16 protein-coding genes are annotated in these 24017 nt (G+C 67.4%); 3 read left to right on the forward strand and 13 right to left on the reverse strand.

All coding sequences use genetic code 11. The annotated features are described in order from the left end of the window. Positions 1 to 150: 150 nt before the first annotated feature. The 4 genes from NAMU_RS30120 to NAMU_RS22070 all read right to left on the reverse strand — a co-directional run bounded on the left by NAMU_RS30120 (position 151) and on the right by NAMU_RS22070 (position 3284). The gene (locus NAMU_RS30120; protein ID WP_015749551.1) at positions 151 to 672 is read right to left on the reverse strand and encodes a hypothetical protein; all 522 of its coding nucleotides are present in this window, start codon (positions 670 to 672) and stop codon (positions 151 to 153) included. Between the two features lie 103 nt (positions 673 to 775). Then, positions 776 to 1540 (reverse strand): CDP-alcohol phosphatidyltransferase family protein, encoded by a 765-nt coding sequence (locus NAMU_RS22060; RefSeq protein ID WP_041371307.1) that lies wholly within the window; start codon positions 1538 to 1540, stop codon positions 776 to 778. Between the two features lie 170 nt (positions 1541 to 1710). Further along, positions 1711 to 2970, reverse strand: coding sequence for a DUF1972 domain-containing protein (locus tag NAMU_RS22065; protein WP_083785925.1), 1260 nt, complete (start codon positions 2968 to 2970; stop codon positions 1711 to 1713). Positions 2971 to 2972: 2 nt separating this feature from the next. Then, entirely contained in the window at positions 2973 to 3284 is a 312-nt protein-coding gene (locus tag NAMU_RS22070; protein WP_041369291.1) for a hypothetical protein, read from the reverse strand. 476 nt (positions 3285 to 3760) lie between these two features. Here NAMU_RS22070 and ppc point away from each other — a divergent pair, with 476 nt between their 5' ends. Beyond that, positions 3761 to 6598, forward strand: a complete 2838-nt coding sequence (ppc, locus tag NAMU_RS22075) for a phosphoenolpyruvate carboxylase (RefSeq protein ID WP_015749555.1) — start codon at positions 3761 to 3763, stop codon at positions 6596 to 6598. 48 nt (positions 6599 to 6646) lie between these two features. Here the strand turns inward: ppc and NAMU_RS22080 are convergent, their stop codons facing one another. The 3 genes from NAMU_RS22080 to NAMU_RS30125 all read right to left on the reverse strand — a co-directional run bounded on the left by NAMU_RS22080 (position 6647) and on the right by NAMU_RS30125 (position 10214). Continuing rightward, positions 6647 to 7522 carry a protein-glutamate O-methyltransferase CheR gene (locus tag NAMU_RS22080; protein WP_015749556.1) on the reverse strand — a complete coding sequence of 292 codons (876 nt, stop codon included), beginning with the start codon at positions 7520 to 7522 and terminating at the stop codon, positions 6647 to 6649. A gap of 81 nt (positions 7523 to 7603) precedes the next feature. Then, the gene (locus NAMU_RS22085) at positions 7604 to 9022 is read right to left on the reverse strand and encodes a polysaccharide biosynthesis tyrosine autokinase (RefSeq protein WP_015749557.1); all 1419 of its coding nucleotides are present in this window, start codon (positions 9020 to 9022) and stop codon (positions 7604 to 7606) included. Between the two features lie 139 nt (positions 9023 to 9161). Then, the gene (locus tag NAMU_RS30125; protein WP_015749558.1) at positions 9162 to 10214 is read right to left on the reverse strand and encodes a glycosyltransferase; all 1053 of its coding nucleotides are present in this window, start codon (positions 10212 to 10214) and stop codon (positions 9162 to 9164) included. 225 nt (positions 10215 to 10439) lie between these two features. Here NAMU_RS30125 and NAMU_RS27750 point away from each other — a divergent pair, with 225 nt between their 5' ends. Next, the gene (locus NAMU_RS27750; protein WP_015749559.1) at positions 10440 to 11843 is read left to right on the forward strand and encodes a hypothetical protein; all 1404 of its coding nucleotides are present in this window, start codon (positions 10440 to 10442) and stop codon (positions 11841 to 11843) included. Here NAMU_RS27750 and NAMU_RS28580 read toward each other — a convergent pair. Genes NAMU_RS28580 through NAMU_RS22105 form a run of 3 tightly spaced genes read right to left on the reverse strand, consistent with a single transcriptional unit; the run spans position 11744 to position 14804 of the window. Then, entirely contained in the window at positions 11744 to 12649 is a 906-nt protein-coding gene (locus NAMU_RS28580; RefSeq protein WP_245544941.1) for a glycosyltransferase family 2 protein, read from the reverse strand. The genes NAMU_RS27750 and NAMU_RS28580 overlap by 100 nt on opposite strands. 53 nt (positions 12650 to 12702) lie before the next feature. Continuing rightward, positions 12703 to 13620, reverse strand: a complete 918-nt coding sequence (locus tag NAMU_RS22100) for a glycosyltransferase family 2 protein (RefSeq protein WP_217180567.1) — start codon at positions 13618 to 13620, stop codon at positions 12703 to 12705. A gap of 23 nt (positions 13621 to 13643) precedes the next feature. Beyond that, positions 13644 to 14804 carry a glycosyltransferase family 4 protein gene (locus tag NAMU_RS22105; protein ID WP_015749562.1) on the reverse strand — a complete coding sequence of 387 codons (1161 nt, stop codon included), beginning with the start codon at positions 14802 to 14804 and terminating at the stop codon, positions 13644 to 13646. A gap of 135 nt (positions 14805 to 14939) precedes the next feature. Between NAMU_RS22105 and NAMU_RS22110 the strand changes: the two genes are divergently transcribed. Further along, positions 14940 to 16112, forward strand: a complete 1173-nt coding sequence (locus NAMU_RS22110; RefSeq protein ID WP_015749563.1) for a glycosyltransferase family 4 protein — start codon at positions 14940 to 14942, stop codon at positions 16110 to 16112. Here NAMU_RS22110 and NAMU_RS22115 read toward each other — a convergent pair. The 3 genes from NAMU_RS22115 to NAMU_RS29520 all read right to left on the reverse strand — a co-directional run bounded on the left by NAMU_RS22115 (position 16101) and on the right by NAMU_RS29520 (position 23147). Beyond that, positions 16101 to 17477 (reverse strand): lipopolysaccharide biosynthesis protein, encoded by a 1377-nt coding sequence (locus NAMU_RS22115; protein WP_015749564.1) that lies wholly within the window; start codon positions 17475 to 17477, stop codon positions 16101 to 16103. The genes NAMU_RS22110 and NAMU_RS22115 overlap by 12 nt on opposite strands. Positions 17478 to 17664: 187 nt before the next feature. Continuing rightward, positions 17665 to 22362, reverse strand: a complete 4698-nt coding sequence (locus tag NAMU_RS22120; RefSeq protein WP_015749565.1) for a PKD domain-containing protein — start codon at positions 22360 to 22362, stop codon at positions 17665 to 17667. A gap of 29 nt (positions 22363 to 22391) precedes the next feature. After that, positions 22392 to 23147 carry a hypothetical protein gene (locus NAMU_RS29520; RefSeq protein ID WP_015749566.1) on the reverse strand — a complete coding sequence of 252 codons (756 nt, stop codon included), beginning with the start codon at positions 23145 to 23147 and terminating at the stop codon, positions 22392 to 22394. Between the last annotated feature and the right edge of the window lie 870 nt (positions 23148 to 24017).

Genomic DNA, 24017 nt, shown 5'->3' on the forward strand with positions numbered 1-24017 from the left:
CGACGTAAACGACTGCCGACGACCCGTTTGGCGGCGCCTGGCCACCTGAATGGCGCAACGGTCGATTCGGGGTTCCCCGAACGGGGACCCACTCACCCAGCGGTCCGAACGGGTCTCACCGGACCCACCCGGGCCGATCGAAGCGCTGGCTCAGGCGCAGCGGGCTTCCTTCAGGTCGGCCTCGAGCGGATCTCCGCTGGGCGACAGACCGGTCTGGCTCAGCTGCACGGTGACCGTTCCGCCGAGGGCATCGGTGACCGGGGTGGATGTCGTCTCCAACACCTGGAGCACGGCGTCCTCGCCCTTGCGGTAGACGTTGATCGCGACGTAGACCCCGTTGGGACAGGGACCGGAGGTGGTCACGTCCAGGGCCCAGCAGGAATCCGCAGCCGCGTCGGCACACTCGAAGGTCGAGGCGTCCTTGAACGTCGGCGAGACCAGCACGGCGGCCGCGGCCGTCGTCGTCGGCGGCGGCGTGCTGGTGACGGTCGCGGTGACTGTCGCCGTGGTGGGCACGGTCGTCGCGGTGGTCACGGTGACGAGCTCGGTCACCGGAGGCTGGGCGACCGACGGAGTCCCGGCGGTCGAACAGGCGCTCACCACGAGCACGGTCGCCGACGCGAACAGGAGCATCAGCCCCGCTCGGCGGCGCGATGATGCGGACTGTGTCATGCAGACCTCCCGCGTAGTCCCGACGACCGGGCCGAAGCCCGAGAGCGATTGCGGCAAAGCACGTGTCGAGCCGAGCTGGCCGACCGGGCGAGGTGCCCGGGGTTCAGCCGGCGGCGCCGTCGACGGTTCGCCCATCCAGGGCCCGCATGTCGCGATACCACTTGATGCTGGCCAGGAACAGGTAGCCGGCGCTGCCGGCGAACAGTAGCGCGTAGGCGGCGAAGAAGGCGACCGGCCAGGCCAGCAGCGCGAAGATCAGGCACAGAACGCCGTAATCGGTCGGGATGACCAGCAGCGAACGAACAGTGGAGGCCGACCGGCTCGGGTCGGCGACGGCGTCCTGGCCCGAGGCCAGTCCGCTGGTCCGGCGGAGCTGGTCGTTGAGGATCATGCCGAAGAACGACACGGCGGCGACCACGGTGAACCCGATCGGCACCAGCAGCCAGCCGGTTCCGGGCACCGCGGCCGAGCGGAACAGGAAGATCAGGACGGCCAGGTGCAGGCTGGAGATCTTGACCGCGTCGACCATGTGGTCGAGCCACTCCCCCGACCGCGACCCGCCGCCGCGGAGCCGGGCCAGCTGACCGTCGGCCGAGTCCAGCGCATAGCCCAGCACGAGTCCGGCGGTGACCGCGATCGCGAGCGGGATGGACGGCGGCATCAGCGCCAGGACAGCGATGGCCGCGAACGAGCACAGCGCGGATGCGGCGGTCACCGCATTGGGGGTCAGGCCGGCCTGATACGCCGCGGCGGCCAGGTAGCGGCCCAGCCGGCGGTTGACAAATCGTGAGTAGGCCGGCGCGCCCTTACCCGGCTTCTGCCGAGACTTCAACCGGTAGAGCGATTCTCGGTAACCCATCGAGGTCATCACCGGTGGCCGGCTGGACGCGATACGTCCGGCGACCGGCCGGGTCACTTCGTCGGTGGCGGACATGGCGGGCATGGGTCCTTCGGCTTCGGGCGCGTGGTCGGGGACGGGCTCGGCGGACGGCCGGCCGGGTGTCGGGGTCATGGGGCTCGGGGTCCCGATCGCGGCACTCATGCCGATCGGAGCGAGGGCTCCGAGCCGGTCCGCACGCGCACCGGCTCCGCCGACCCGGCGATGCCGATCTCCGCCAGCCAGGCATCGAGCGGGGCCGCGGCCACCGCGTCGGTCCGAGGACCGGCCAACGCCCGATCGCGTCCGGCCAGGCGAAGGCACAGGTCCTCGTAGCGGTCGGTCACATCGTCCCAGTCGTACTTGGTCGCCTGGATCCGAGCCTGGGTACCCAGTTCGACGGTGCTGGCGATGTCCAGTTCGGAGGCCTCGATCTGCGCGCGAACCCCGGCCACGTCGGAGAAGAACCGACCGGCCCCGCCCAGCACCTCACGGTTGAAGTTGACGTCGAACGCAGTGGTCGCGGCCGAGGCCCCGAGTGCCCGCAGCAGCGAGGGGTTGGTCCCACCCACCGAATGCCCGTGCAGGTAGGTGAAGGCGTTGGCGTAGAGCTGGTCCAGCAGCTGCTGGTCCCACACCCCACCGAGGAACCGCACCCGGCCATCGGCCAGTTCGTGCACTCGCTGGGTGTAGGCGTCCGCGTACGGCGCGGACCCGACGACGATCAGCGGGAGCTCGGCCGCACTGGCCGAGTAGCCCTCCACGATCATGTCCACGTGGTTCTCCGGCTCGAATCGGGCCACCACCAGGTGGTATCCGCCCGAGGTCAGGCCGAGCTCGGCCAGCCGGTGGTCGCCGACGGTGTCCAGGATCGGGGCGCCGTAGGTGATCAGATCGGTGGGCATGGCGAACTTGTCCAGGTAGTAGTCCTGGATGCCGACCGCGTCGGCGATCAGCGCGTCCGACCACTTGACCGCCAGTCGCTCGGCCATCAGGTAGTAACGACGGCCGGCGCCGCCCCACTTGTCGCGCTTCCATTCCAGCCCGTCCACGTGGGTGGCCACGGGGATCCGGGCCGCCCGCAGAGCCGGCAGGAAGGGCGCGTTGGCCGCGTTGAAGACCACCGCCGCGTCGGTCCGATGGCGGACCAGGTGCTGCACCGAAAGCGCCGTGTGGCTCAAGGTCTCCAGCGAGCGCTTCTTCAGGGCCCCGAAGTGCACCAGGGACATGCCCTTGTAGCTGTCCAGCTCCGCGCTGCGATCCGAGCCGCGGCGCCGGCAGTAGACGACCACCTCATGGCCACGCTCGACGAGCCGGGAGCCGACCTCCTCGACACAGGTCTCGAACCCGCCGTACCGGGCCGGCACCCCGCGGGTTCCCACCAGCGCGATCCGCAGCGGGCGGGCCTGCTTCGACTTCATGATCATTTCTTGGCCCCGCCCGACTGGTCGATACTGGTTGACGCGTGCATGGTGGTGCGATCGATTCGATCTGGGGACAGACCGGAGACCCGGCGGGTGGCCAGAACCAGGCCGACCACCAGGGACAGCGATCCGACCAACAGCCAGCCCAACCCGACCATGCCGAGCCCGAAGAAGGCCGGTGTGGCCGCCGCGGCGCTGTCCGCCGACCCGGTCGCGGACTCCGCGTGCGCGACGGTGGCGGTCAACAGCAGCAGGCCGGTCCCCCCGGACACGACCCCCAGCCGGCGCCCCAGCCGGCCCCGCGTCGACACCGCCGGATCGGTACCCCCGGAGCCAAGATCCCCCCGCTCCATGCCACACCTCCCGTTGACGGCCGCGGCAGCGCCGCAACATGACACACTGTGATCAGTTCCCCCCGCCCGCGTGGTCGTGTGGCCGGAGCCAGGCGAACCATTCGGACTAGTCAAAATCTAGCACCTTCCTCAACAGGGCGCACTCAGCGTGGCGGATGCAACTCAAGCTTAACCCGTTTAGGTGACCTGTTGGTCCAGCTTCCACATCACAATTCGTCCTGACTACGGAATGTCAAGAGTCGGACTCGGCGGGTCAAATACACCAGACGGGTCATTCGAGGCCGGCGGCCGAGACCTTCGCGGCGAAGCGTGACGACTCTCACCCCGTCTGGGCCCGGCCCGAGGCGGCCGCCGAGGCGGCGGCGGGTCGACCCGACCCTCGGTCGGGGTCTCGTGTCACATGCTCGTTACGACGGTGCGCGAGGATTTGGCGCATGACACAGATCTCGGACACGCTCGGCCAGTCTGCTGCACTCGCCGACGTCCCCCCGACCTCGCCCGGTGTCGATCGCGATGCGGCCCTGCGCGCGGACGTGCGGCGGGTCGGCTCCCTGCTCGGCCAGACCCTGGTCCGCCAGCAGGGACCCGAACTGCTCGACCTGGTGGAGCAGGTGCGCGGGCTGACCAAACAGTCCCGCGAGGCGGCGGCCGCCACCGAGCGGCAGTCCGCCACCCTCAAGGTGCGAGAGATGCTGGCCGCCCTCCCGATTGCCGTGGCCACCGAACTGGTGCGCGCGTTCGCCACCTACTTCCAGCTGGCCAACGGCGCCGAGCAGGTCCATCAGGTGCGCGAGCTGCGGGCGCGGGAGACCGGCGACGATCATCTGGCCGCCGTCGTCCAGGAGATCGTGACGACCCTGGGCACCGACGCGCTGCGCGAGGCGGTCGAGGCACTCGAGGTGCAGCCCGTCTTCACCGCCCACCCGACGGAGGCCAGCCGCCGCTCGGTGTTGCTCAAGCTGCAGGCGTTGGCGGACATCCTCGTTGTGCCCACCCCGGCCGGGTCGGCCGCGCGGACCCGTCAGGACCGCAAGCTGGCCGAGGTCATCGATCTGCTGTGGCAGACCGACGAGATCCGCCAGTTCCGGCCGACGCCGGTGGACGAGGCGCGCAACGCGCTGTTCTACCTGGAGGCCATCGTCGGGGACACCATCCCGGCCCTGACCGACGATCTGGCCGCCGCGATGGCCCAGCACGGGGTCGAACTGTCGCCCGAGGCCACTCCCCTGCTGCTGGGCAGCTGGATCGGGGGCGACCGGGACGGCAACCCGAATGTGACCGCCGCCGTCACTCGTGAGGTGCTGGCCCTGCAGCATCAGTCGGCGATCGCCATCGCGATTGGCAAGATCGACGAGTTGTTGCTGGCGCTGTCCAGCTCGACCGTCATCGCCGGGGCCTCCGACGAGCTCGTCGCCTCCATCCGGACCGATCTGGACCACCTGCCGCTGCTGGACCCTCGCGTCAAAGAACTCAACAAGGACGAGCCGATCCGGCTCAAGCTGACCTGTGTCAAGGCCAAGCTGATCAACACCCGGGCCCGGGTGAACGCCGGCCGGGCGCACGAGCCGGGCCGCGACTACGCGAGCAAGGGCGAGTTGCTGGCCGACCTGGCCATCGTTCATCGGTCACTGGAGCAGCACGGCGGCGCCCTGGCCGCCGCCGGCATCCTGGCCACCGCCCAGCGCGCCCTCGCCGTCAGCGGGCTGAACGTGGCCTACATGGACATCCGCGAGCACTCCGAGGCGCACCACCAGGTGATCGCGCAGCTGGTCGACCGGTTGGGTGAGCTGGACCGGCCGTACGACTCGATGAGCCGGCCCCAGCGCATGCGGTGGCTGTCCAAAGAGTTGACCTCGCATCGACCGCTGACCACCCTGCCGGCCCCGCTGGATGCGGCCGGGACCAAGACGTTCTCGGTCTTCTCCGAGATCAAGGACGCCCAGGCGACCTACGGGCCGGAGGTGATCGTCACCTACATCACCTCGATGACCATGGGGGCCGACGACATCCTGGCCGCCGCGGTGCTGGCCCGGGAGGCCGGCCTGATCGACGTCTACGGCACCCCCGGCGATCCGACCCGGGGCCCGTTCGCCGCCATCGGCTTCGCCCCGCTGCTGGAGACCGTCGAGGAACTGCGCAAGTCCGCCGAGGTGGTCGACGAGCTGCTCTCGGACCCCACCTACCGGGAGATCGTCCGGCTGCGCGGCGACGTGCAGGAGATCATGCTCGGCTACTCGGACTCGAACAAGCAGTCCGGGATCACCACCAGCCAGTGGGAGATCCACAAGACCGAACGGCTGCTGCGCGACCTGGCCGCCCGGCACGGGGTGTCGTTGACGCTGTTCCACGGCCGTGGCGGCACCGTCGGCCGCGGCGGGGGCCCGACCTACGATTCGATCCTGGCCCAGCCGTACGGAGTGATTACCGGAGCCATCAAGTTCACCGAGCAGGGCGAGGTGATCAGCGGCAAGTACGGGATGCCGGACCTGGCCAAGGAGAACCTGGCGCTGACCGTGGCCGCCACCCTGCGGGCCACCACCCTGCACACCGAGTCCCGGCAGACCGCGCAGGAGCTGCGGGACTGGGACCAGTGGATGGAGCAGGTCAGCGACGCGGCTTTCGCCGCCTACGTCGGGCTGATCGACGACCCCGACCTGCCGGCCTACTTCCTGGCCTCCACCCCGACCGAGCAACTGGGTCAGCTCAACATCGGCTCGCGGCCGGCCCGCCGGCCCGACTCCGGCGGCGGCATCGGCGGTCTGCGGGCCATCCCCTGGGTGTTCGGCTGGACCCAGTCCCGGCAGATCGTCCCCGGGTGGTTCGGCGTCGGCTCCGGCCTGCGTGCCGCCCGCGAAGCCGGCGGTGAGCAGATGCTGCGCACCATGCACCGCAAGTGGCACTTCTTCCGCACCTTCATCTCCAACGTCGAGATGACCCTGGCCAAGACCGACATGGGGATCGCGGCCATGTACGTGGAGTCGCTGGTGCCCGCACCGTTGCGACGCCTGTTCGAGGTGATCAAGGCCGAGCACGATCTCACCGTCGCCGAGGTCCTGCGGGTCACCGGCGAGGCCGAGCTCCTGGACGATCAACCCGCCCTCAAGCGGACCCTGGGCGTACGCGAGCCCTATCTCGCCCCGATCTCCTACCTTCAGGTCGACCTGCTCAACCGCATCCGATCGCAGGCCGACGAGCAGGTCGACCCCCAGTTGCGGCGGGCCATGCTGCTCACCATCAACGGCGTGGCCGCCGGGATGCGCAACACCGGCTGATCTCGCCGGGCTGGGTGGCGGACCGGCCCCCCAGCCCGTCCGGCGGCCTCAGGCCGTCGGCTGGACCGGGGCGCCGACGCTAGCAACAAGATCGTCGATTTCGGGGATGTTCTCGGTGCAGGCGACTGTTTGGAAGCCGGATCCGACTTTGCGGTAGAGCCCTCCCCGCGGCGGCATCCCCGGGATCCGCGAGTTGTCGACCACCAGGAAGTGGCCGCCTTCGGCCAAGCTCTCGTGGATAGCGCACAGCGCCCTGGTGATGTCCGCGTCACTGAAGTAGAGACGGCGCAGCAGGTTCGCGACCTTGATGACGTCAGGTTTTTCACCCGACCAGGTCGTGAAGACGTCGTGCACCCGGTAGGACACTCGCGGGTCGTCGGCCATCCGCTGGCGGACGCGGGGATTGAGCAGCAGGACGTCCTGCCCCGGGCGTCCGGCCGCCCGGGCCCGGGCGATGAGCGGCTGGTACAGGACCCGGACGGCGCGGGACTGGCTGGGCCAGGCCAGTAGCCAGTTTCCGACAATCAGAATGCATTCGCCCTGCTCGTCGAAGAACACGACATGACGCCACGACTTGCTGGCCTTGATGGTGAAGAACAGGTCGGCGATCACGAAGGCCTTGAAGTCGACGATGTGATCCATCAGGTCGATGGACGTCGAGCCATCGGAAGCACCGATGTCCACGATCAGACTGTCCCGAAGGTCGACGGACTCCGTGAGCAACGCGTCGGCCAGCGGGTGCCGGTTCGAGCCGGTGATTTTGATCGTTCCGCCCACGTGGACCGCCGACATCGCGGACTTGAATTCGTCGGCCGACACGTCCGGGTCCAAGACCGCACGCGGATCGACCCAGACAAATCGAGCTAGTGGTCCAGTAATGAAGGACGGCCAGCGTCCCTTGACCAGGCGAATCGGCGCAAGCATGCGTGAAGATTATCCTTTCGCGATGATCGCAGTGCCAACCTAGGTCTGGCCAACCGTCATCATCTCTGGCTGGCGTGGACCTCACTGCACCTTGGACTTGAATGCCGGCGCCGATGAAGCGACCGTTCCCTCCACGTCCCCGTCCCCAGCCTTATCGGGGTCTGCGTAATAGGTGCCTTGATACGAGTCGTACCCATCCGAGCCGTTGGCCGGCACCATGTTGAGAACGATGCCGAGGATGCGCGAGTCGACCGATCGCAGCGATCTGAGCGCGCTAAGGATCTGGCTCCGCTTCGTCTTCCCGTACCGCACCACCAGCAGACATCCGTCTGCCTGCTTGGACGCCACGGCCGCGTCCGTGACCGGCAGGAGCGGGGGCGTGTCGATGACGACGATGTCGAAATCCTGGCGGAGCGCACGAATCAGCGTCGACATGGCCACGCTGCCGAGCAACTCGGCCGGGTTGGGCGGGATCGGACCGCTGCCGAGCACGGACAGCCCACCGGGCCCCCATTCCTGAATGGCGTCCTCGATCGAGGCAGCACCGGACAGGACGCTGGTCAGCCCGATCGCGCGCTCCACACCGAGGTAGTCCGCCACCTTGGGTCGCCTGAGGTCGGCCTCGATCAACAGGACCCGGCGACCGGACTCGGCGAACGACACGGCCAGGTTGGTGGCCGTGGTGGACTTGGCTTCATGGGGGACCGACGAGGTCACGACCAGGACCTGGACCGGTCGGTCCACATCGAAGAACTGCAGGTTGGTCCGCAGTTGTCGAAATGCCTCGGCTCGAATCGAACGAGCATTGTCCTGCTGAATCAAGGGGGATCGTCGGGCTGATTTGTCGAATGGAATGGCGCCCAGGACCGTCTCGCCCGTCACGTCGTGCAACACCGAGACCTGACGGACGGTGTTGTCGAGCAATTCCCGGGTGACCGCGATGACGACCCCCAACACCACACCGAGGCCCAGGCCGACGGCCAGGTTGAATGTCCGCCGGGGCGATACCGCTTGCGGGTTCAAGGTTGGGCCGGAAATGACCCGGAGAACGACATTGTCCGGTCCGATCGGATCGACGTCGCCGACGATTTTGCCGAACTCCGTCGCCAGACCCTGTGCGATGAGCAGCGATCGTTCAGGCGAGGAATCGACGACGGTGGCGGTGAGCAACACCGTGTTCAGATCGGCGTCGCCGGAGATGCGCGACGCCACCTGGCTGGTGTCCAGGTCGACCCCGGTCTTGTCGATGACCGCCTGAGCCGTGACGTCACTGCCCAGCAGCCCCACGTAAGAGGTGATGCGGCGGGTGGCGAACTGATCGGCCGCCAACGCAGAGGTGCCATTCCCGGCGGGCGTGCTGACGAACCAGGTGACGGAGCTCGCGTACTGCGGAGTCGCCCGGAGCGTGACCAGGGCGGCAGCGCCGACGCCGAGCGCGGCACACAAGAGGATGATCCACCACCCCTTGCGCAGCGCTCGCCCGTACTGACGCAATTCCATCGCGCGATTCCCTCCTGACCACCGGCGGTCTCTTCGGGTTGCTTTCACCCGTTCGGCCGCAGTCTCGTCCAGTCTGACACATTTGCCCGGCGCCGCCCTGGGCGATCATTCCCGAGGGTCACGACGGGGTGCGACAACGTCAATTGCGGCTCATTGTCCGCGGGGCGAAATTCCACCGAACCCGCCGAACTGCAGCGCGGTAGGCGGCAGCATGAGCGGCACCGATCGTGGCCCATCCGCGGGCCTGCAGGTTTGGTGCGGTGGATCGCTGGCTGGCCGCGGATCGAAGACGGTGCAGCGCATCAGCCAGCGTGGCCGGGCTGACCTGCGGTTCAGCGGTATCCAGCAGCTCCACCCACCCCGGCCCGACCTCTGCGCCAAGGTCAGCCGTCGTCACCGATTCGGGCACGATGACAGGTCGGCCCAGCGACAGGGCCAGCAGGGCGGCGCCGGAATTAACCATCTCCCGGTACGGCAGGACGACCACCTCGGCGCTGGTGACCTCGGCCACGAGCCGGGCATCGCTCGCGTGTCCGAACTCGATGGTCACGCGACCATCACCCGCGCGGGCCGTTTCGATCGCTGCCGCCAGCTCGGCCGAGTGCGGTTGTCCGACGATTCTCAGACTCAAGTCGGGATCTGACAGCGCCACGAACGCCGAGACCAGCGCGGGGACCTGTTTGTAAGGGCGGATCATGCCAAAGAAGAGCAGCCTTCCGGAAACCTCGGTCTCCCGCTTCTGGCCGGCAAACCAATCGGCGTAATCCCCGTGCGGAATCAGCAGTGAGGGTCGGCCGAGCGACCCGATGGTCACCGCGCTCAGATCGATCGTCAGTGTGGTCCAGCGGTCGAACAACGCAAGGATCCATCGTGCACGACGGCTCCGCTGCTCATGCGGCGCGATATTGTGCATCGTGCGAACCAACGCGCGACGGGTCACCTTGATCCGTAGCAGCACCGCAAGGCTGAGGATCTGGTGGACCAGCGCCCGCATCGGCGTTCGTCCGTGGAGCAGGGTCTCGGGCCAGTGCACGTGGAAAACCTCCCACCTGCCCAGCAGGGCCCGGAACCACGAGAAGGTGACCACTTCAACGTCCTCGGGAAGGCTCGCGACGAGCTGAATCAGGTACGGGTTGGTCGTCGGGCGAGGCTCCGGAAACGACTGCAGCACTCGAATCCGCCGGTCGTCCATCGTCCCCTCCAACGGCCCACAGCCACGGTCATCACCGCACTGATGAGAACTGACAGTAGCGGCCCCGAACGATCGGTGACCGACGACGCCGCAGAGTCCGACCTGAATCCGGACCCGGATACGAGCGCCAGTGGGTCTCACCGACCAACCCCCACCGGCGTTGACTCGTAGACTCGCGCCAGCAGCACATGCGCCGGCCGGGGCCGAGCTGGTGGGGGGAGGGCAATGGACCACATCACGACGCGGCCCGGCTCGACGACGCACCAGCCTGATCCGACCACGATGGTCCACGCGCCGTCCCCAGTCCAACAGGTCGTTCAGTCTCCGGCCACGGCCAGCAGCGCCGGGACGGCCGCCGCAGCAATTGCCGATCCTGCCCGGCTCGTCGAGCGGACGATCGCGGTCCTCGCGGTCTTCGCCCTCGGCGTCCGCATCCCGATTGCCCAAGGGATCACCCCCGGCTATCTGGTCGCCATCGCGCTCCTGCCAGTGTGGTACGGCTCGGTCCGGCGGTACTACGGGGGCCGGTGGATCTTCTGGCTGGCGTTGGCCTGCATCCCCTTCGCCCTGTTTCTGGTGCAGCTCAACTCGGTCGGGCATACCTTCGCCGCGTCCGTGTTCGTCGGGCAATCCGTCCTGGTCGTCGGATTCATCTGCGGGCTCGGGCTCTTCCTCTGGGCCCAGCGGATCGTGACGCGCGGCTTGATCGGCGCCGCGTTCGGAGCCGGGATGTTGGTAGGTGAACTCGTCCAACCGGGGGACCTCACCGCCACCAATCCGCTGAAGTTCGCCGTCGCGCTGCCGGCTTCAATCATCGTGCTTTCACTGTTGGAGGGAAGCCGCCACCTCGGACGCCAGCTGGTTGCCGTCCTGGCTCTCGGCATCGGCGGAGCACTCGTGGACGCCCGCTCGTTCTTCGCGATCTGCTTGCTCACTGCGGTCCTGGTGGGGTGGCAGATGCGCCCCCGCACCAGCAAACGCTCAGCGTCCTGGGGGTGGACCGTCCTGCTGATCGCGAGCGCTGGAGCAGTCGTCTACTACCTGGGGACCACATTGGCCGTCGACGGCTACCTCGGCGAGCAGACCCAGCAGCGCAGCATCGCGCAGATCGACGCCAGCGGCTCGTTGCTACTGGGCGGCCGGCCCGAGCTGGGTGCGACCGCCGCGCTGGTCGAACGAATGCCGTGGGGCTTTGGTGCCGGTACCGTCCCCAACCTCACGGATATCAACACCGCCAAGACTGGGATGGCGGCTCTTGGCTATGACCCGAACAACGGCTACGTCGAGCGTTACATGTTCGGCACCGGAATCAACCTGCATTCGGTCGTCGGTGACACCTGGGCTGCTTTCGGCATCCTCGGGGTACTGCTCGCCCTGTCCATTCTTTATCTGATGGTCCGCGGAGCGGCTACCCGGATCGCGCAGCGGCAGGCGAGCGCACTGACAATTCTGCTAGCCAGCTATGGCCTGTGGAACACCTTTTTCAGCCCGTTTTACTCATCCCTGCCGATGCTCACGTTCGGCTTGGCCTACCTTCTGCTCCCGATCACCGGCAAGGACCGCGCCAGCAATGCGAGCAGACCGGCGGCCGAGCCGGCCAGCGTCCACATCAGAGGTTTCGGGGATTGAACGAGCTGACGGCGACCACCCCGATAAAGAATCCGCTTCGAGGCGCCGGGAGTGGCGACCGCCCATCTCAACCGATCCCGGCCAGGCAGGTGTTTGGCCGCGAAAAGGAGCCGGTTGCGGCAGTTGTAGTAATAGTAGAGCGGGGACTTGCCCGCCGATGCGGACGCGATCTGGGTTCCACCGGCGTCGTGCTGAGCTAGCACGCCGATCAGCACCCGTAGTCGGCCACCGGCCCGAACGCATCGCCGCGAGAAATCGACATCCTCCCAATACAGGAAATAGTCCTCATCGAATCCTCCGGCCGCCGACCATAGGGAATGGCTGAGCATCAGGCATGCCCCGGACACCCAATCCTGCGGCCCCAATTCCCCGGTGGGGCCCAGATTGGGAACGGCGCTGACGTCACCCGTGCGAGGGTCTGTCCGCATGCCCCGAAACCACAGGCGCCCGGCACCGTCCACGATCACCGGGCTGACCAGAACCATCGGATCAGCCCGGATGGCGTCGCGCAGGGCCGAGACCCCATCGGGATCAATCCGGGCATCGGGGTTGAGCACCAACAGGTGCTTGGCCCCGTGCGTCAGTGCGTGCCGCACGCCGACGTTGACGGCTGCGCCGAAGCCGAGATTGGTCGTCATCGGCAGGAACGTCCAGCCGGCCGCATCGGCGATCGCCGCGTTGGCGCGACGATCCTGCGCCGACCGGAAGTTATCGACGACGATGACTCGGCCCGGCGGGCCCGGCAGGGTCATCGCGGCCAGGTTGCCCCGCAAGAGTTGGGGAGCTCCAAAGCTGACGACGATCACCGCCAACGGGTCGTCGTCGGGCAGTGGCTCACACGCAGGCGACGGTGAGGTCGTCACGAGGATGCCGACGGCCGGGCGTACTCGGCAAAGACGATGCCCCACGCACCGGCGACCATGCCCAGGCCTCGCACCCAGGTTCGGGTGCCACGTGCGCGATGCGTCATCGATCGGGTGAGTACGCCGACCATCCAGCGCACACCGCCGGCGGCGATCCGTGCGATACCGCTGCCGGTGAGCCGCGCTCGCGTGCCCACCCGAGCAACCCGCCCGTGGCTCAGCGCGATGGACGTGCGGCTCCACGCGTTACCGAACCGATAGGACCGTCGGACCACCCATCGCCGGCTCACCCGAGAAGCGGGCACCACGTCGACCACCATGGCCTCGTCGCACCAGACCAGGGGGCCGGCGCCGGCCGTCAACTGGCGGGTGAACAACGTGTCGGATCCACCGGTGATGCCGAACCGCTCATCGAACCGGACGCCAAGTTCTCGGACGCGACGGAGTTCGAGGAGCAGGTTGTTGGTCGCGGCGACGTCGACCCGGGTGCCGGTGGTGTGGCGCTGACGGACAAAGAAGCCGCCCGCGGTGATCCAGGCATCCGGCTCGATCTCGAACTCCGAGATCACCGGTCCGACGACGCCGGCCGGACGGCTACGCCGATAGGTCTCCAGCAGCAACGACAGCCAATTCGGGCTCGGCCGCTCGTCATCGTCGATGAAAACCAGGAGGTCGGCGTCCGCCTCGTCCAAGGCTCGGTTACGGGCGGCGGCAATCCCCGGGCGCGGTTCGACGACCGCTCTGACCAGCAAGTGGCCGAACGCCGTTGCTGCCGCCGCCCCGGCGCCCGCGGCATCGTTATCGACCACCAGCACAGTGGCCGCCACGTCCACCGCTTCAACCTGCTCGATCAGGAGTGGGAGCACCGCGGCCAGATCGTCGGGCCGACGATAGGTCAGCACGGCCAGGACCACTGACGGACCGCCCGATGGGCTCGTCATGGTCGGACCAGTCCGGCAACCCGGGCCAGCATGTCGCGGCGGTAGCGGGCCGGTGCGAAACGCTCGACGGCGATCCGGGCGTCGCGTTCGGCCAGCTCGGCGAATCTCGACCATTCGGAAAGGATCTCGTCGATCCCGCCGGCCAGGGCATCGGCATCACCGGGAGGCACCGACTTCACGGCCGCGAATCCCTCGGTTGCCTCGAGTAGCCCCTGGATCTGGGTCACCACCAGCGGACGGGCGCCCAGGACGGCCTCGATCGCACTGTTGCCGAAAGACTCGTCGGCCTGCGACGGAACCAGCACGACGTCGGCCTGCGCCATTTGCCGCCAGATATCCGACACGAAGCCATGAAAACGCACAGCGTCTGCCACTCCCTCCAGCTGCACCAACCGCCTCAGTTCGTCAGCGAACCATTCATAGCCGGCAAACGAATCACCGACCACATCCAGACTGGCCGGCGTTCCTCGACGGCGCAGGTGCGCCAATGCCTGGATCGCGATGGCGGGACCCTTTCGGGGGGAAAGTCGGCCGACAAACAGCAACCTCGCCGATCCTTGGATTGCCGGTCGAGGTGGCACCGGAGAGGCGGGCCCGGCCACTCCGTTGTAAATGACCGAGGTCCGCGGTCCCAGGCGCGCGAACGACCTGGTCAGCACGTCCCGAGTCCATCGACTGTTGGCCACCAGCGCAGTGGCCAGCAGCAGGGGCGCGGCCATCACCCGTTGCCGAACCATGGAAACCGAACCTTCGGCCTCATGCACATGGACCAGGACCGGCCGGCGCAACATCCGCCCCAACAATGTCCACAACGGGATGGTGATCGTGTTGGCGATCACCACGTCTGGCTGGCAGCGACGAATCAACGCCGCTCCTGACGGGATTGCTCTGGCCGTGTCGCCGACCAGGCGCAACGCACCACGGGGGCTCAGGACGCTCTTGCGCAGGACCGGCGTCGGACACACCTGGACGCTGGCCCCCCGATGGACCAGGACGGCAACCAATGGGCCGGCCGCCGGAACACTGACCGTCACCGCCCAGCCCGCCTCCACCAGCGCGCCCACCGTCTCGAGCAACACCCGATCGGATCCGTACAAGTCGGCGCCCGGATGCACGACCAGCGCGCGACGGCCGCTGCCGGACCCGACGGGAGGCATCGACGTCATCGCACAGGCGGGCGTTCGCGAACCGGCACGGTTACTGACCGTAGCAGCAACGACGGAGCGAGTCGCGACCGGCAACCGGCGTCAGGACACCAGGCCGCTCTCTCCGCCGCCCCTTAGGCTTTCGGTATGGGGGCACCAAGCGATCAGTCCGACAACGGTCGGTCACCCCGGGCCGTCCTGGAACGGCGCGTTCGCCTCTATCGGACGCTGCGGACCGCCCACCTCGAGCGGGCCTTGGAGCTCACGCCGGCAACCATCGTCTATCGCGAGCGACGCTACGACTTCGATGATGCTCTGGCCGCCCGCCTGGACATCGTCCAGGCCGGCCCGCTGAAGGCTGCTCTCCTACTTCTGCGCGACCGAGTCGATGAGTTGGAGATCAACGAGCCCCTGATGCGCTCGTCGGCCCGGACGACCGCGGCTGCCCTGGTGGCGCTCCGGCTGCGCAACGCACTGGCCCGCCGAAGGACAGCGGTGGTCACTTACGCGATCGAGAACCTTGACCCCTTCGCGGTCCAAGCGAGCGGTCTGCGCTCGCGACTGCGCCGAACCATCGATCTGCTCTTAACCAAGCTGATCTGGCGAAACGTTGACCGCATTGCATTCGGCACCGCCGGCGCCCGCGAGCTCTACCGTGCGCGGTTGCCCGGCGGGCGCGCGTCGGCGACTTTGATCCCGGCGCTGCCTGAGCCCTGCGCCAGCTGCCCGGTGCAGGACGCGGACGGCCTGCGGGTGCTGTTCCTCGGCGCGTTGTCCGAACGGAAAGGATTCCCGTTGGTGGTGGCGGCGTGGCCGCAGATCCGCGGGGCCGCCAATTCCGCCAGCATCACCGTCATCGGTAAAGGACCGATGGAAGGGCTGGCCCGTGACTGGGCGGCCCGTGAGCCCGAGGTTGACCTGATCATCGACCCGCCGCGATCGATCATCCACCAGGAGCTGCTCCGAGCAGCCGTCCTGGTTCTCCCGTCCCAGCCCCAACCCAGTTGGCGCGAGCAGGTCGGCCTGCCGATCACCGAGGCATTGGCCCACGGTGTGCCGGTGGTGACCACGACGGAGACCGGTTTGGCCGACTGGCTCGTCGAGCATGGCCACGGCGTCATCCCCGCTACTGGAAGCGCCGCAGAACTGGCGGTGGCCGTGGCGACACAGCTGAAGGAGTCGTCGAGCCGGGCCAGCATCCTGGATTCGCTGCCCCGGCGCGATGGGCGGCTGGCCGCCGACGACTGGCTATTCCGAACCCAGGACGGCACTGTGACATCCACGGATGGGATCAAAGACGCGCGGCACTCACTCGAGTAATTCGGACGGCGCCGTGCCCGCCGTCCCAGCCCGGGCGGCGGCCCTTCGACGGTTCAGGTCCTTCGTGACATACCAGAGGTTCGGCAGCACCTGGCAGAGCAGCGCCGACGTTGCCCCGGCCCAGACTGGGCCGGCTGCGCCAATCCATCTGATCAGGACGATCGACAATCCGATGTTCAACGGCAGGAGGATCATGATCGGTATCACCTGAAATCGCAGACCCCGTTCATCCGTCATGTACATGCCCAGCGGGTATTTGGCCGCTTGCACGCTGACCAGGACGACGAACGCCAACACCAGGCTCAGCCCTAGGTGCAACTGACCACTCGAGACGAAACGCACCAGCAATGGTGACAACAGCGCCATGATCACGGCGATCACCAGGCCACCGACCATGAACATGGCGGACGGACGCAGCGGCGATCGGATGTGGTCGGACGACCTGGCTTTGGCGTAGATGGGCCACAAGGCCAACCCGGCCGCCGAGATCGTCTGCAGAGCGATGCCGAACAGTTGCGACCCGAGGTTGTACTGCGCCAGATCATCGGAACCGGCGAAGTTGCTCAGCAGAATCCGATCCATCTGGGTGGCCACCGGAAGGATGATCATCTGCACGAGCATCGGGCCGACCACGGCGATCACCGGGAGTTTGGGGACGGCCCGGATCCGCGGGATATCCCGGATGGATCGGGTCAGCATCGGCGAGATCAAGCGACCGGAGATGACCAAGCAAATGATCGACACCAGGGCCGCGCCGACGTAGGACAGTACCGCGAGGTCGTTGCCAACGGGCAAGCCCAGCCAGACAGCGACCAGGACGCACAGGAAGATGAAGGGTGCCACCACCGCCTGGGCGGCGACCTGTGTGCCGTTCCGGCCGAGTCCGACCAGGATCCGTTGACCGACTGTCAACGGCAGCCCGCAGCCGAAAATCACCGCACAGATCAGTACAGTGCTGCCCCCGTCAGGCATCAGACCCTGGCCGAGCAGCGCCGGCCACAGCTGCAACAGCGAGATGACGACGGCGACGGCGATGATCACCGGCCCGGAGATCAAGAGAATACGGAAGGCCGTCACGATCGTCCGGTGGACGGTGTCGTCGGTTCGCGGGTCGGCCGAGCCGGCAATCACGTTGAAGACCACGGCAGCGATGCCCAGGTCGGCGAAGGGCAGCAGGGCGGGCAGGCTGGCCAGCAGGCCGTACTGGGCGTAGGCGTCGATACCGAAGTGCGACAGGATCATGCGGCTGGTCAGGATGCCGAGAACCCCGGACGTCCCCATCACGAGGACCTTCATGATCGCCGTCGAACCGACGCTGCGCCACAAGCTGGGCGGGGCGGCCGGCGCGACCGGATCGGCGGTCATGACGGCTCCCGGGTGGGTCGGCGGAGCAACACCTGCACCGATGACTCCATGCCCACTGCCCCCTCCGCCTTGCCCGTTCCTTCGTTGCCGCCCGCCGCGGACTCGCTCACCCATCGTCCACCGCAGCGGCGCCGGGGCGGCCGCCGTTTCCGACGACCGCCCCGTTCCCTCATCGCGGTTCCCGAGACTACTGCTGGACGGCGCTCACCATCAGGTTGTCGAAACCGACGACGACCGGGGCGTTCGTTGCCGTGCCGGACAGGTAGGGGTAGAGGGCTACTCCTCCGGCCGCGACCAGCGGGCTGGTGGCGTCGGTCGCGGACACCTGCCATGCGGCCGGCTCGGTCGTGCCGGCCTTCCACAGCTTGCCCTTCAGGCTCACCGTCGATGTCCCGGTGACCTGGAACCGGACTGTCACCACATCACCGGCCGCGTAGGTGAGACCCGGAACGGTCACCGTCTGCAGGTTGGTGGAAACTCCACCGACCACCTTGACCAGTTGAAGCTGAACCGCTCCGGAAGCGAGGAACTTCGAGGTCGTGCGGTACTCGGAGTTGCCGACCCTACGGACGGATTCGGACACATAAACCCCACCCCCGGTCGCCGGCTTGTCCAAGGACACGTCCATGGTCAGGTTGACGTCCGCGCTCGACAGGGCCCCCAGGGTGGCCGATGGGCCTACTCCCGGAGCGGTCAATTTGACCTTTCCGCTGCCTCCCGAGACCGAGAAGTTCGCCGCGCCGCCGGAAACCGTCCAGGCACCGCCGTTGTCAGCTGTTCCCCACGCGTTGCTGATCGTTCGGCCAAAAGCGTCCGCGGCCAGTGAGGTGGGAGCAGGAGAAGTCACAGTCACGGGTTTGGTCACGGTGGCCGTCGCACCGCTGTTGTCGGTGACCGTCAGCGTGACCTGGTAAGTGCCCGCGGTGGCGAAGGTGTGCGAGGCGGTGGGCGTGGACACGATGTCGGTGCTGTTGTCGCCGAAGTTCCAGGCATAGGCCGCGACAGTGCCGTCGGGATCCGTCGAGATCGATGTGATCGAGGCGGTCAGGCCATCGACCGCGGTGGTGAAATCGGCGGTCGGCGGCTGATTGGCGGGCGGCGGAGCGGTCACGGTGACATCGCGGGTGACCGTCGCGGTGGCCCCATTGTTGTCGGTCACCGTCAGGGTCACCTGGCGGGTCCCGGCCGTGGCGTAGGTATGGGTCGCGTTTTCGGTCGTGATGGCTGGGGTTGAGTCGCCGAAGTCCCACGACCAGGCGACAACGGTGCCATCCGAATCCGTCGAGGTGGACGACAGGTTAGCGGTCAGGCCGTCAGTGGTCGACGTGAAGCCGGCCGTCGGTCGCACGTTGGGCGGCGGCGCGGTCACCTGGACGGGCTGCGACAACGTCGAGCTCACGCCCTTGTCGTCGGTCACCGTCAGCGTGACCGTCTTGGTCCCCGCGGTCGCATAGGTGTGCGAGCCGGTCGGACCGGTTGCCGTGGCCCCGTCACCGAAGTCCCAGGCGTAGGACGCGACGGTTCCGTCCGGATCCGACGATCCCGAGGCGTCTACGGTCACCGCAAGATGGACGGCCGTCGCGGTGAACGACGCCACGGGGGCCTGATTTGGCGACGTCACCGACAGCGTGTGGCTGACCTGCGCAGTTGCACCCTTGTTGTCCGTGACGGTCAGGGTGACCGTCTTGGTTCCACCGGTGGCGTAGGCATGACTGGCGGTCGCCCCGGTTCCGGTCGCGCCGTCGCCGAAGTCCCACGCGTAGGACGCGATCGTCCCGTCAGAATCCGTCGAACCCGACGCATCCACGTTCGCGGTCAACCCGCTGGTTGTCGAGGTGAACGCGGCGGTCGGCGGTTGGTTGGTGACGACACCGGTTCCGCGGTTGAAGTGTGTACTCACCTGGCCGGCGGTCAGGACGGTCCCGTACACCGACGCTTCGTCGATGGAGCCCGCGAAGAAGCCGCTCCCCGAGTTCCAGCTACTGTCCCCACCCACTCGCCAGTATCCCGTGTAGGCCTGCGCCGCGGTCTGCGGGTTGGTGCCGATCAGCTGGCCATCGACGTACAGCTTCATCCCGTCGGTGCTGGACTGGGTCGCCACCACCTGGTGCCACTTGCCATCGTTCAGCGTCTTGGTCGTGCTGATGGTGTTGGCCACCCCCGTCCAGGTGCCGAAAGTCAAGCGACCGTCGGCCTCCATGTACACGTGGCGGTCGTAGTTGCTGGATCGGCCGCTGTTGCTGCTCCCGAACCCGATGATCTTGCCCCCACTGGTGGTCGTGGTCTTGAACCACGCCTCCTCGCTGTAATTCGTCGGATTGACAAAGCTCCTGGTCCCGACCGTGGCCCCATCGGAGCCGTTGTAGGTCGTGGCCGTGTTGGCGACCCCGGCCAGTGCACCGGCCACCCCGCGGGTGAATCCACCCTGGTAGGAGCCGGTTTGGTCGCCGTTGCTGCTCGAATCCGCCGCGGTGGTGCCGGTCGACTCCCCCAGCCGCCAATACAGCTGCGCACCGTCGTTGTAGACCGCCGCGCCATAGGGATCCGCCGGCGCCGCCGGGAAGGTCGACGTCCGCCCGCTCGCCACCCACTGGGCGTCGATGACCGCTCGGGTCAGCTCCGTCGGGTAGAGAGCGACCTCGTCGATGGTGCCGTTGAAGCTCGAGCTCGCAGGCTGGTTGGGCCAGCCGCCAATGTTGTCGCCACCCAACCGCCAGTAACCACTGAACGGCTGGCCCGTCGTGACATCGGTCCGGCTACCGACCAGGCGGCCGTCGATGAACAGTTTCATCCCACCGGCACCGAGCGACGCAGTGACCTGATGCCACTGTCCGTCGTTGTAGCCGGCGTCGCTGTTGACGATGGCCACGGAACCCGGGTAGACACCGAAGAAGATGCGCCCGGCGTTGTCCATATAGATGTGCCGGTCGTAGCTGGTCGAGCCGCCGGTCTGCTTGTTGCCGAAGCCCAGGATCTTCCCGCCGCTGGTGGTGGTCGTCTTGATCCAGGCCTGCGCGGTAAAGGTGTTCGGTGCGTTCACGGCATTCGCGGTGGACGCGGTCACTGCGTTGCCGAAGGTCGTCGACGTGTCGCCGGCGACGGCTCCGGCCACCCCCCGGGTCAGGGTGCCGCTGGCCGCGGCATCCGTGAAGCCGGCGTTGTCGTAGATCGTCGTTCCGTCGGCCTCATTGAGCGGCCAGTACGTGCTCGCGCCGTCTGCAAGTACTCGCTGGGTGTAGGCGGTCGGCCCGGCACCGGCGGTCGCCGTGAACGTCACGTTCTCACTCTGGACCGTGTTGCCGTTGGGATCACTGACCTTGAGCCGGTACTTGTAGCTCTGCCCGGGGGTAAGCCCCTTGTCCAGATAACCCATCCCGGGTCGATCCCAGAAGGTGCTGTCCGCCGTAGTGGTGAAAACGGTCTGGCCGTCGCGGGTCAAGGTGTACGTCAGGGACTTGTCGTCCCGGTCGGTGTTCGCCTGCCAGGAGACCCGGGCAGCACCGGCGACGGCGACCACGGTCGGATTGATCTGCGATGCCGCGTACTGCGGACCGGACTTGTTCGAGGCGATGCTGCGGACCGCGAACCGAACCAGGCCCTGCTGGGCCGTACCGTTGACCGACGGGAACTCGCCCCCCAGAACGACGTAGCTCCCGTTGCCGGCCACCGTCCATGCAGCCTGGGTCTGGCCAGTGAAGGAGCCGACCGCCAGATCGGGGAACCAGTTGATCATGGCCGGGGCCGGGTTTCCGTACCAGTCGTAGTAACCCAACGGATCGTGCCCGATCGTGGTGTTCGCGCTCGTGGTGAAGGCCAGCGCATGGCGCATGTTGACCGACCACGGGTCGGACTGCGGGAAGCCGCCGATGTTGCCGCAATAGTGGGCATGGCTCACCGTGTAGACATTGCCGTTGCCCACCCAGGCGTCATAGGTGTCGCCGTGACAGTCCTCGATCCACTGAACGGCGCCGCTGGCGGGGTCGGCCTTGAAAGTGCCTTCCAGGTTGCCGCCGGGCCCGAAGGCATATCCGGTGCCGTAGATCGAGGTCCCATCGGTGGTCAGGCTGTAAATGCCCGCGTTCGCCCCGGCGTTGCGGACCACGGTGTTGGTGGCCCACGGGATCAACGCACCCGTCGTCGCGTCTATCTTCGCCAACCCGTAGGCCGGTGATCCGTTCACGTTCGCGAACGAGCCACCCACGATGATCGACTGCCCGTCCGGGGACAGCACCAAAGCTCGGGCGGTGGCGTCGGCCGTGGGCGCCCAGGACAGCAGCGCACCGTTGCTGGCATTGAACGCCGCAAGTCTGGGTCGTGCGGTCGCGCCAACCTTGGAGAAGGTCCCGGCCACATACACGGTCGTGTTCGTCGCGACGATCGAGTTGACGGTGGCGTCGATCGCCGGGCTGAAGTTGCTGATCAGCTGGCCGGTCGCCGTGTCGAATGCGGCAATCCGGTACCGGTTGACGCCGCCGACCTGAGTGAAGGTGCCGCCGACGTAGAGCCGCTTGCCATCGGGCGACACCGCGACCGTCTTGGCCTGGGCGTTCAGCGACGGATTGAACGAGGTGACCAGGTTGCCCGTAGTCACGTCGTAGGCCAGCAGGTTGTTACGGCTGGTCTGGTTGGTACCGGGAGCCGCACCGGCCGGCCGGGCATTGGTGAATTGGCCCGCGACGTACACGGTGTTGCCGACGACAGTCTGATCCCAGGCCACACCGTCGATCTGGACCGTCGGCAACGCGTCCGCACTCACGGTCGACGAGGTCGGATTCACGACGTTCGGCGTGTCGGCCGCGGCCGACGGCGCGAGCACGACGGTTCCGACCAATCCTCCGGCAACCATTGCTGCCGTGGCCGCCAGCGCCGTCAGCCGCTTCGACATCGAAGTCCGCACTGGTTTTCTCCCTCTAGTCACTTGGTATCACCGCTGAAGACGACGACCGGCGCGGCGGCGTTGTAGCTGACACTGATGGTGGCCGGGTTGGAGTAGCCGGCCGGCACGGTGAAGAGGTAGACCCCACTCGCCGAAGCGCCCGCATCGATGGACCCGGAGAAGGGGGTGGCCCCCGATGTCATAGGGACGGCGGGCGTGCCGGCGGCGTCCTGCAGGTCGACGACGACGTTGCTGACGTCGATCAACTGGTTCGACCCATTGGTGATCGTGACCTCGACCCGGATGCCAGGTCCGGCGACCTCACCGGGCATCTGAGCCACCGCTGAGATCGACTCGATCGAGGTCAGCCCGACAGCGATTCCGTTGCCGAAATCGCCGGCGGCGTCCAAGGCTACCGGCGCATTAGACGGCGCAGTCCCCGTCGGAACCGTCTCCTGGATGTTTCCGGCGCCCCCAGGCGCGGGCACCTGCGTCGTCGCCGGCGGCGGCGCTGAGCTGCTCGCGGCGTCCCCGCTTGCACCCACCGGGCGGTCCGAAGCGCCGTCGGTCGCCGTAGGGTCAACCCCGGCGTACGGCATGCTCGCCGACGTCACGGCAGCCGCGGCACCGTCAGACGACCGCGGTGCCTCGGTGCCCGTCGAGGTACATCCGGCCAGGACCAACAGCGTGCAGGCGCCGACCGCGGCGGTCCACCCTCGCTTGGTCGCCAGCAGGTGCGATCGACGTGCACCTGATCGGCGGCCCCCCCGGCCGTCGAACGCGGGCATGTTCATGTCTGGCAATCTCCTTCAGTCCCCGTGCACACAGTCCGGCTGGTCGCCATGGAGCCGAGCAGGCAGCCTGCTCCGCCACGTGATCCCCGAACTCCCCCACCAACGCAATCCGCCCCAGAGATATCTCAGAACGTAGTCGAATCCTAGCAGTCGTTACGCCGAACGTGTACCCCGACGGCCACAAAGTTCCGCGAGCGACCAGACCGTCACTCCTGGTAACTCACAGCGGGGCTGCTCGAGCCTGAACAGTCGTCTCGGGCCTCACGGACGGGCGAAAGGTCGACATGACGGGGTTTGAGTATCGCGACCCGACCTCCAGGCGCACACCATCAACCGGTGTCCGCAACCAACGGACATGCTTGCCAGTCGGTCGTTCACCAGGCCACTCCGCCCGGGCGGACAAAAGACTCATTCGGGGCTAGAACGGCCCAGCCTCAGGCTGAATCACCCGTTTGCACCGCAAGGGCAAATGAAGAACTCGCTCCGGCGGGTTCATCGATACCGACTTCGCGTCGTCGTCCTGGCCACCGACCGGCTCGAAGCCTGTCGGTAACCGTTGGTGATGATCTACTCATTCGGGCGAACTCTGGTTGAGCACCAGCGCTGATGGCGCCACAGATGTGAGTGAACAGGTGACTGACACCACCCTAATGGGCGAGCTAGAGTCCGCCGAAGCCCCCAATGAGAGCAACAGGCGGGCCGAGCCCGCACACCGGCATATTCCGGACTATGCCGCGGCCATCGGCCTTGCACGACGAAAGGCGATACCACCGTGCCGCTCGCTCCGACCCCCAGGCCGTGCAGCTCGACGCTCCCCAGCCGTCGGCGGTGGCTTGTCCTGTGCGTCTCGCTCCTGCTGTCGCTCAGCGC

This window comes from Nakamurella multipartita DSM 44233 (assembly GCF_000024365.1).
Classification (GTDB): domain Bacteria; phylum Actinomycetota; class Actinomycetes; order Mycobacteriales; family Nakamurellaceae; genus Nakamurella; species Nakamurella multipartita.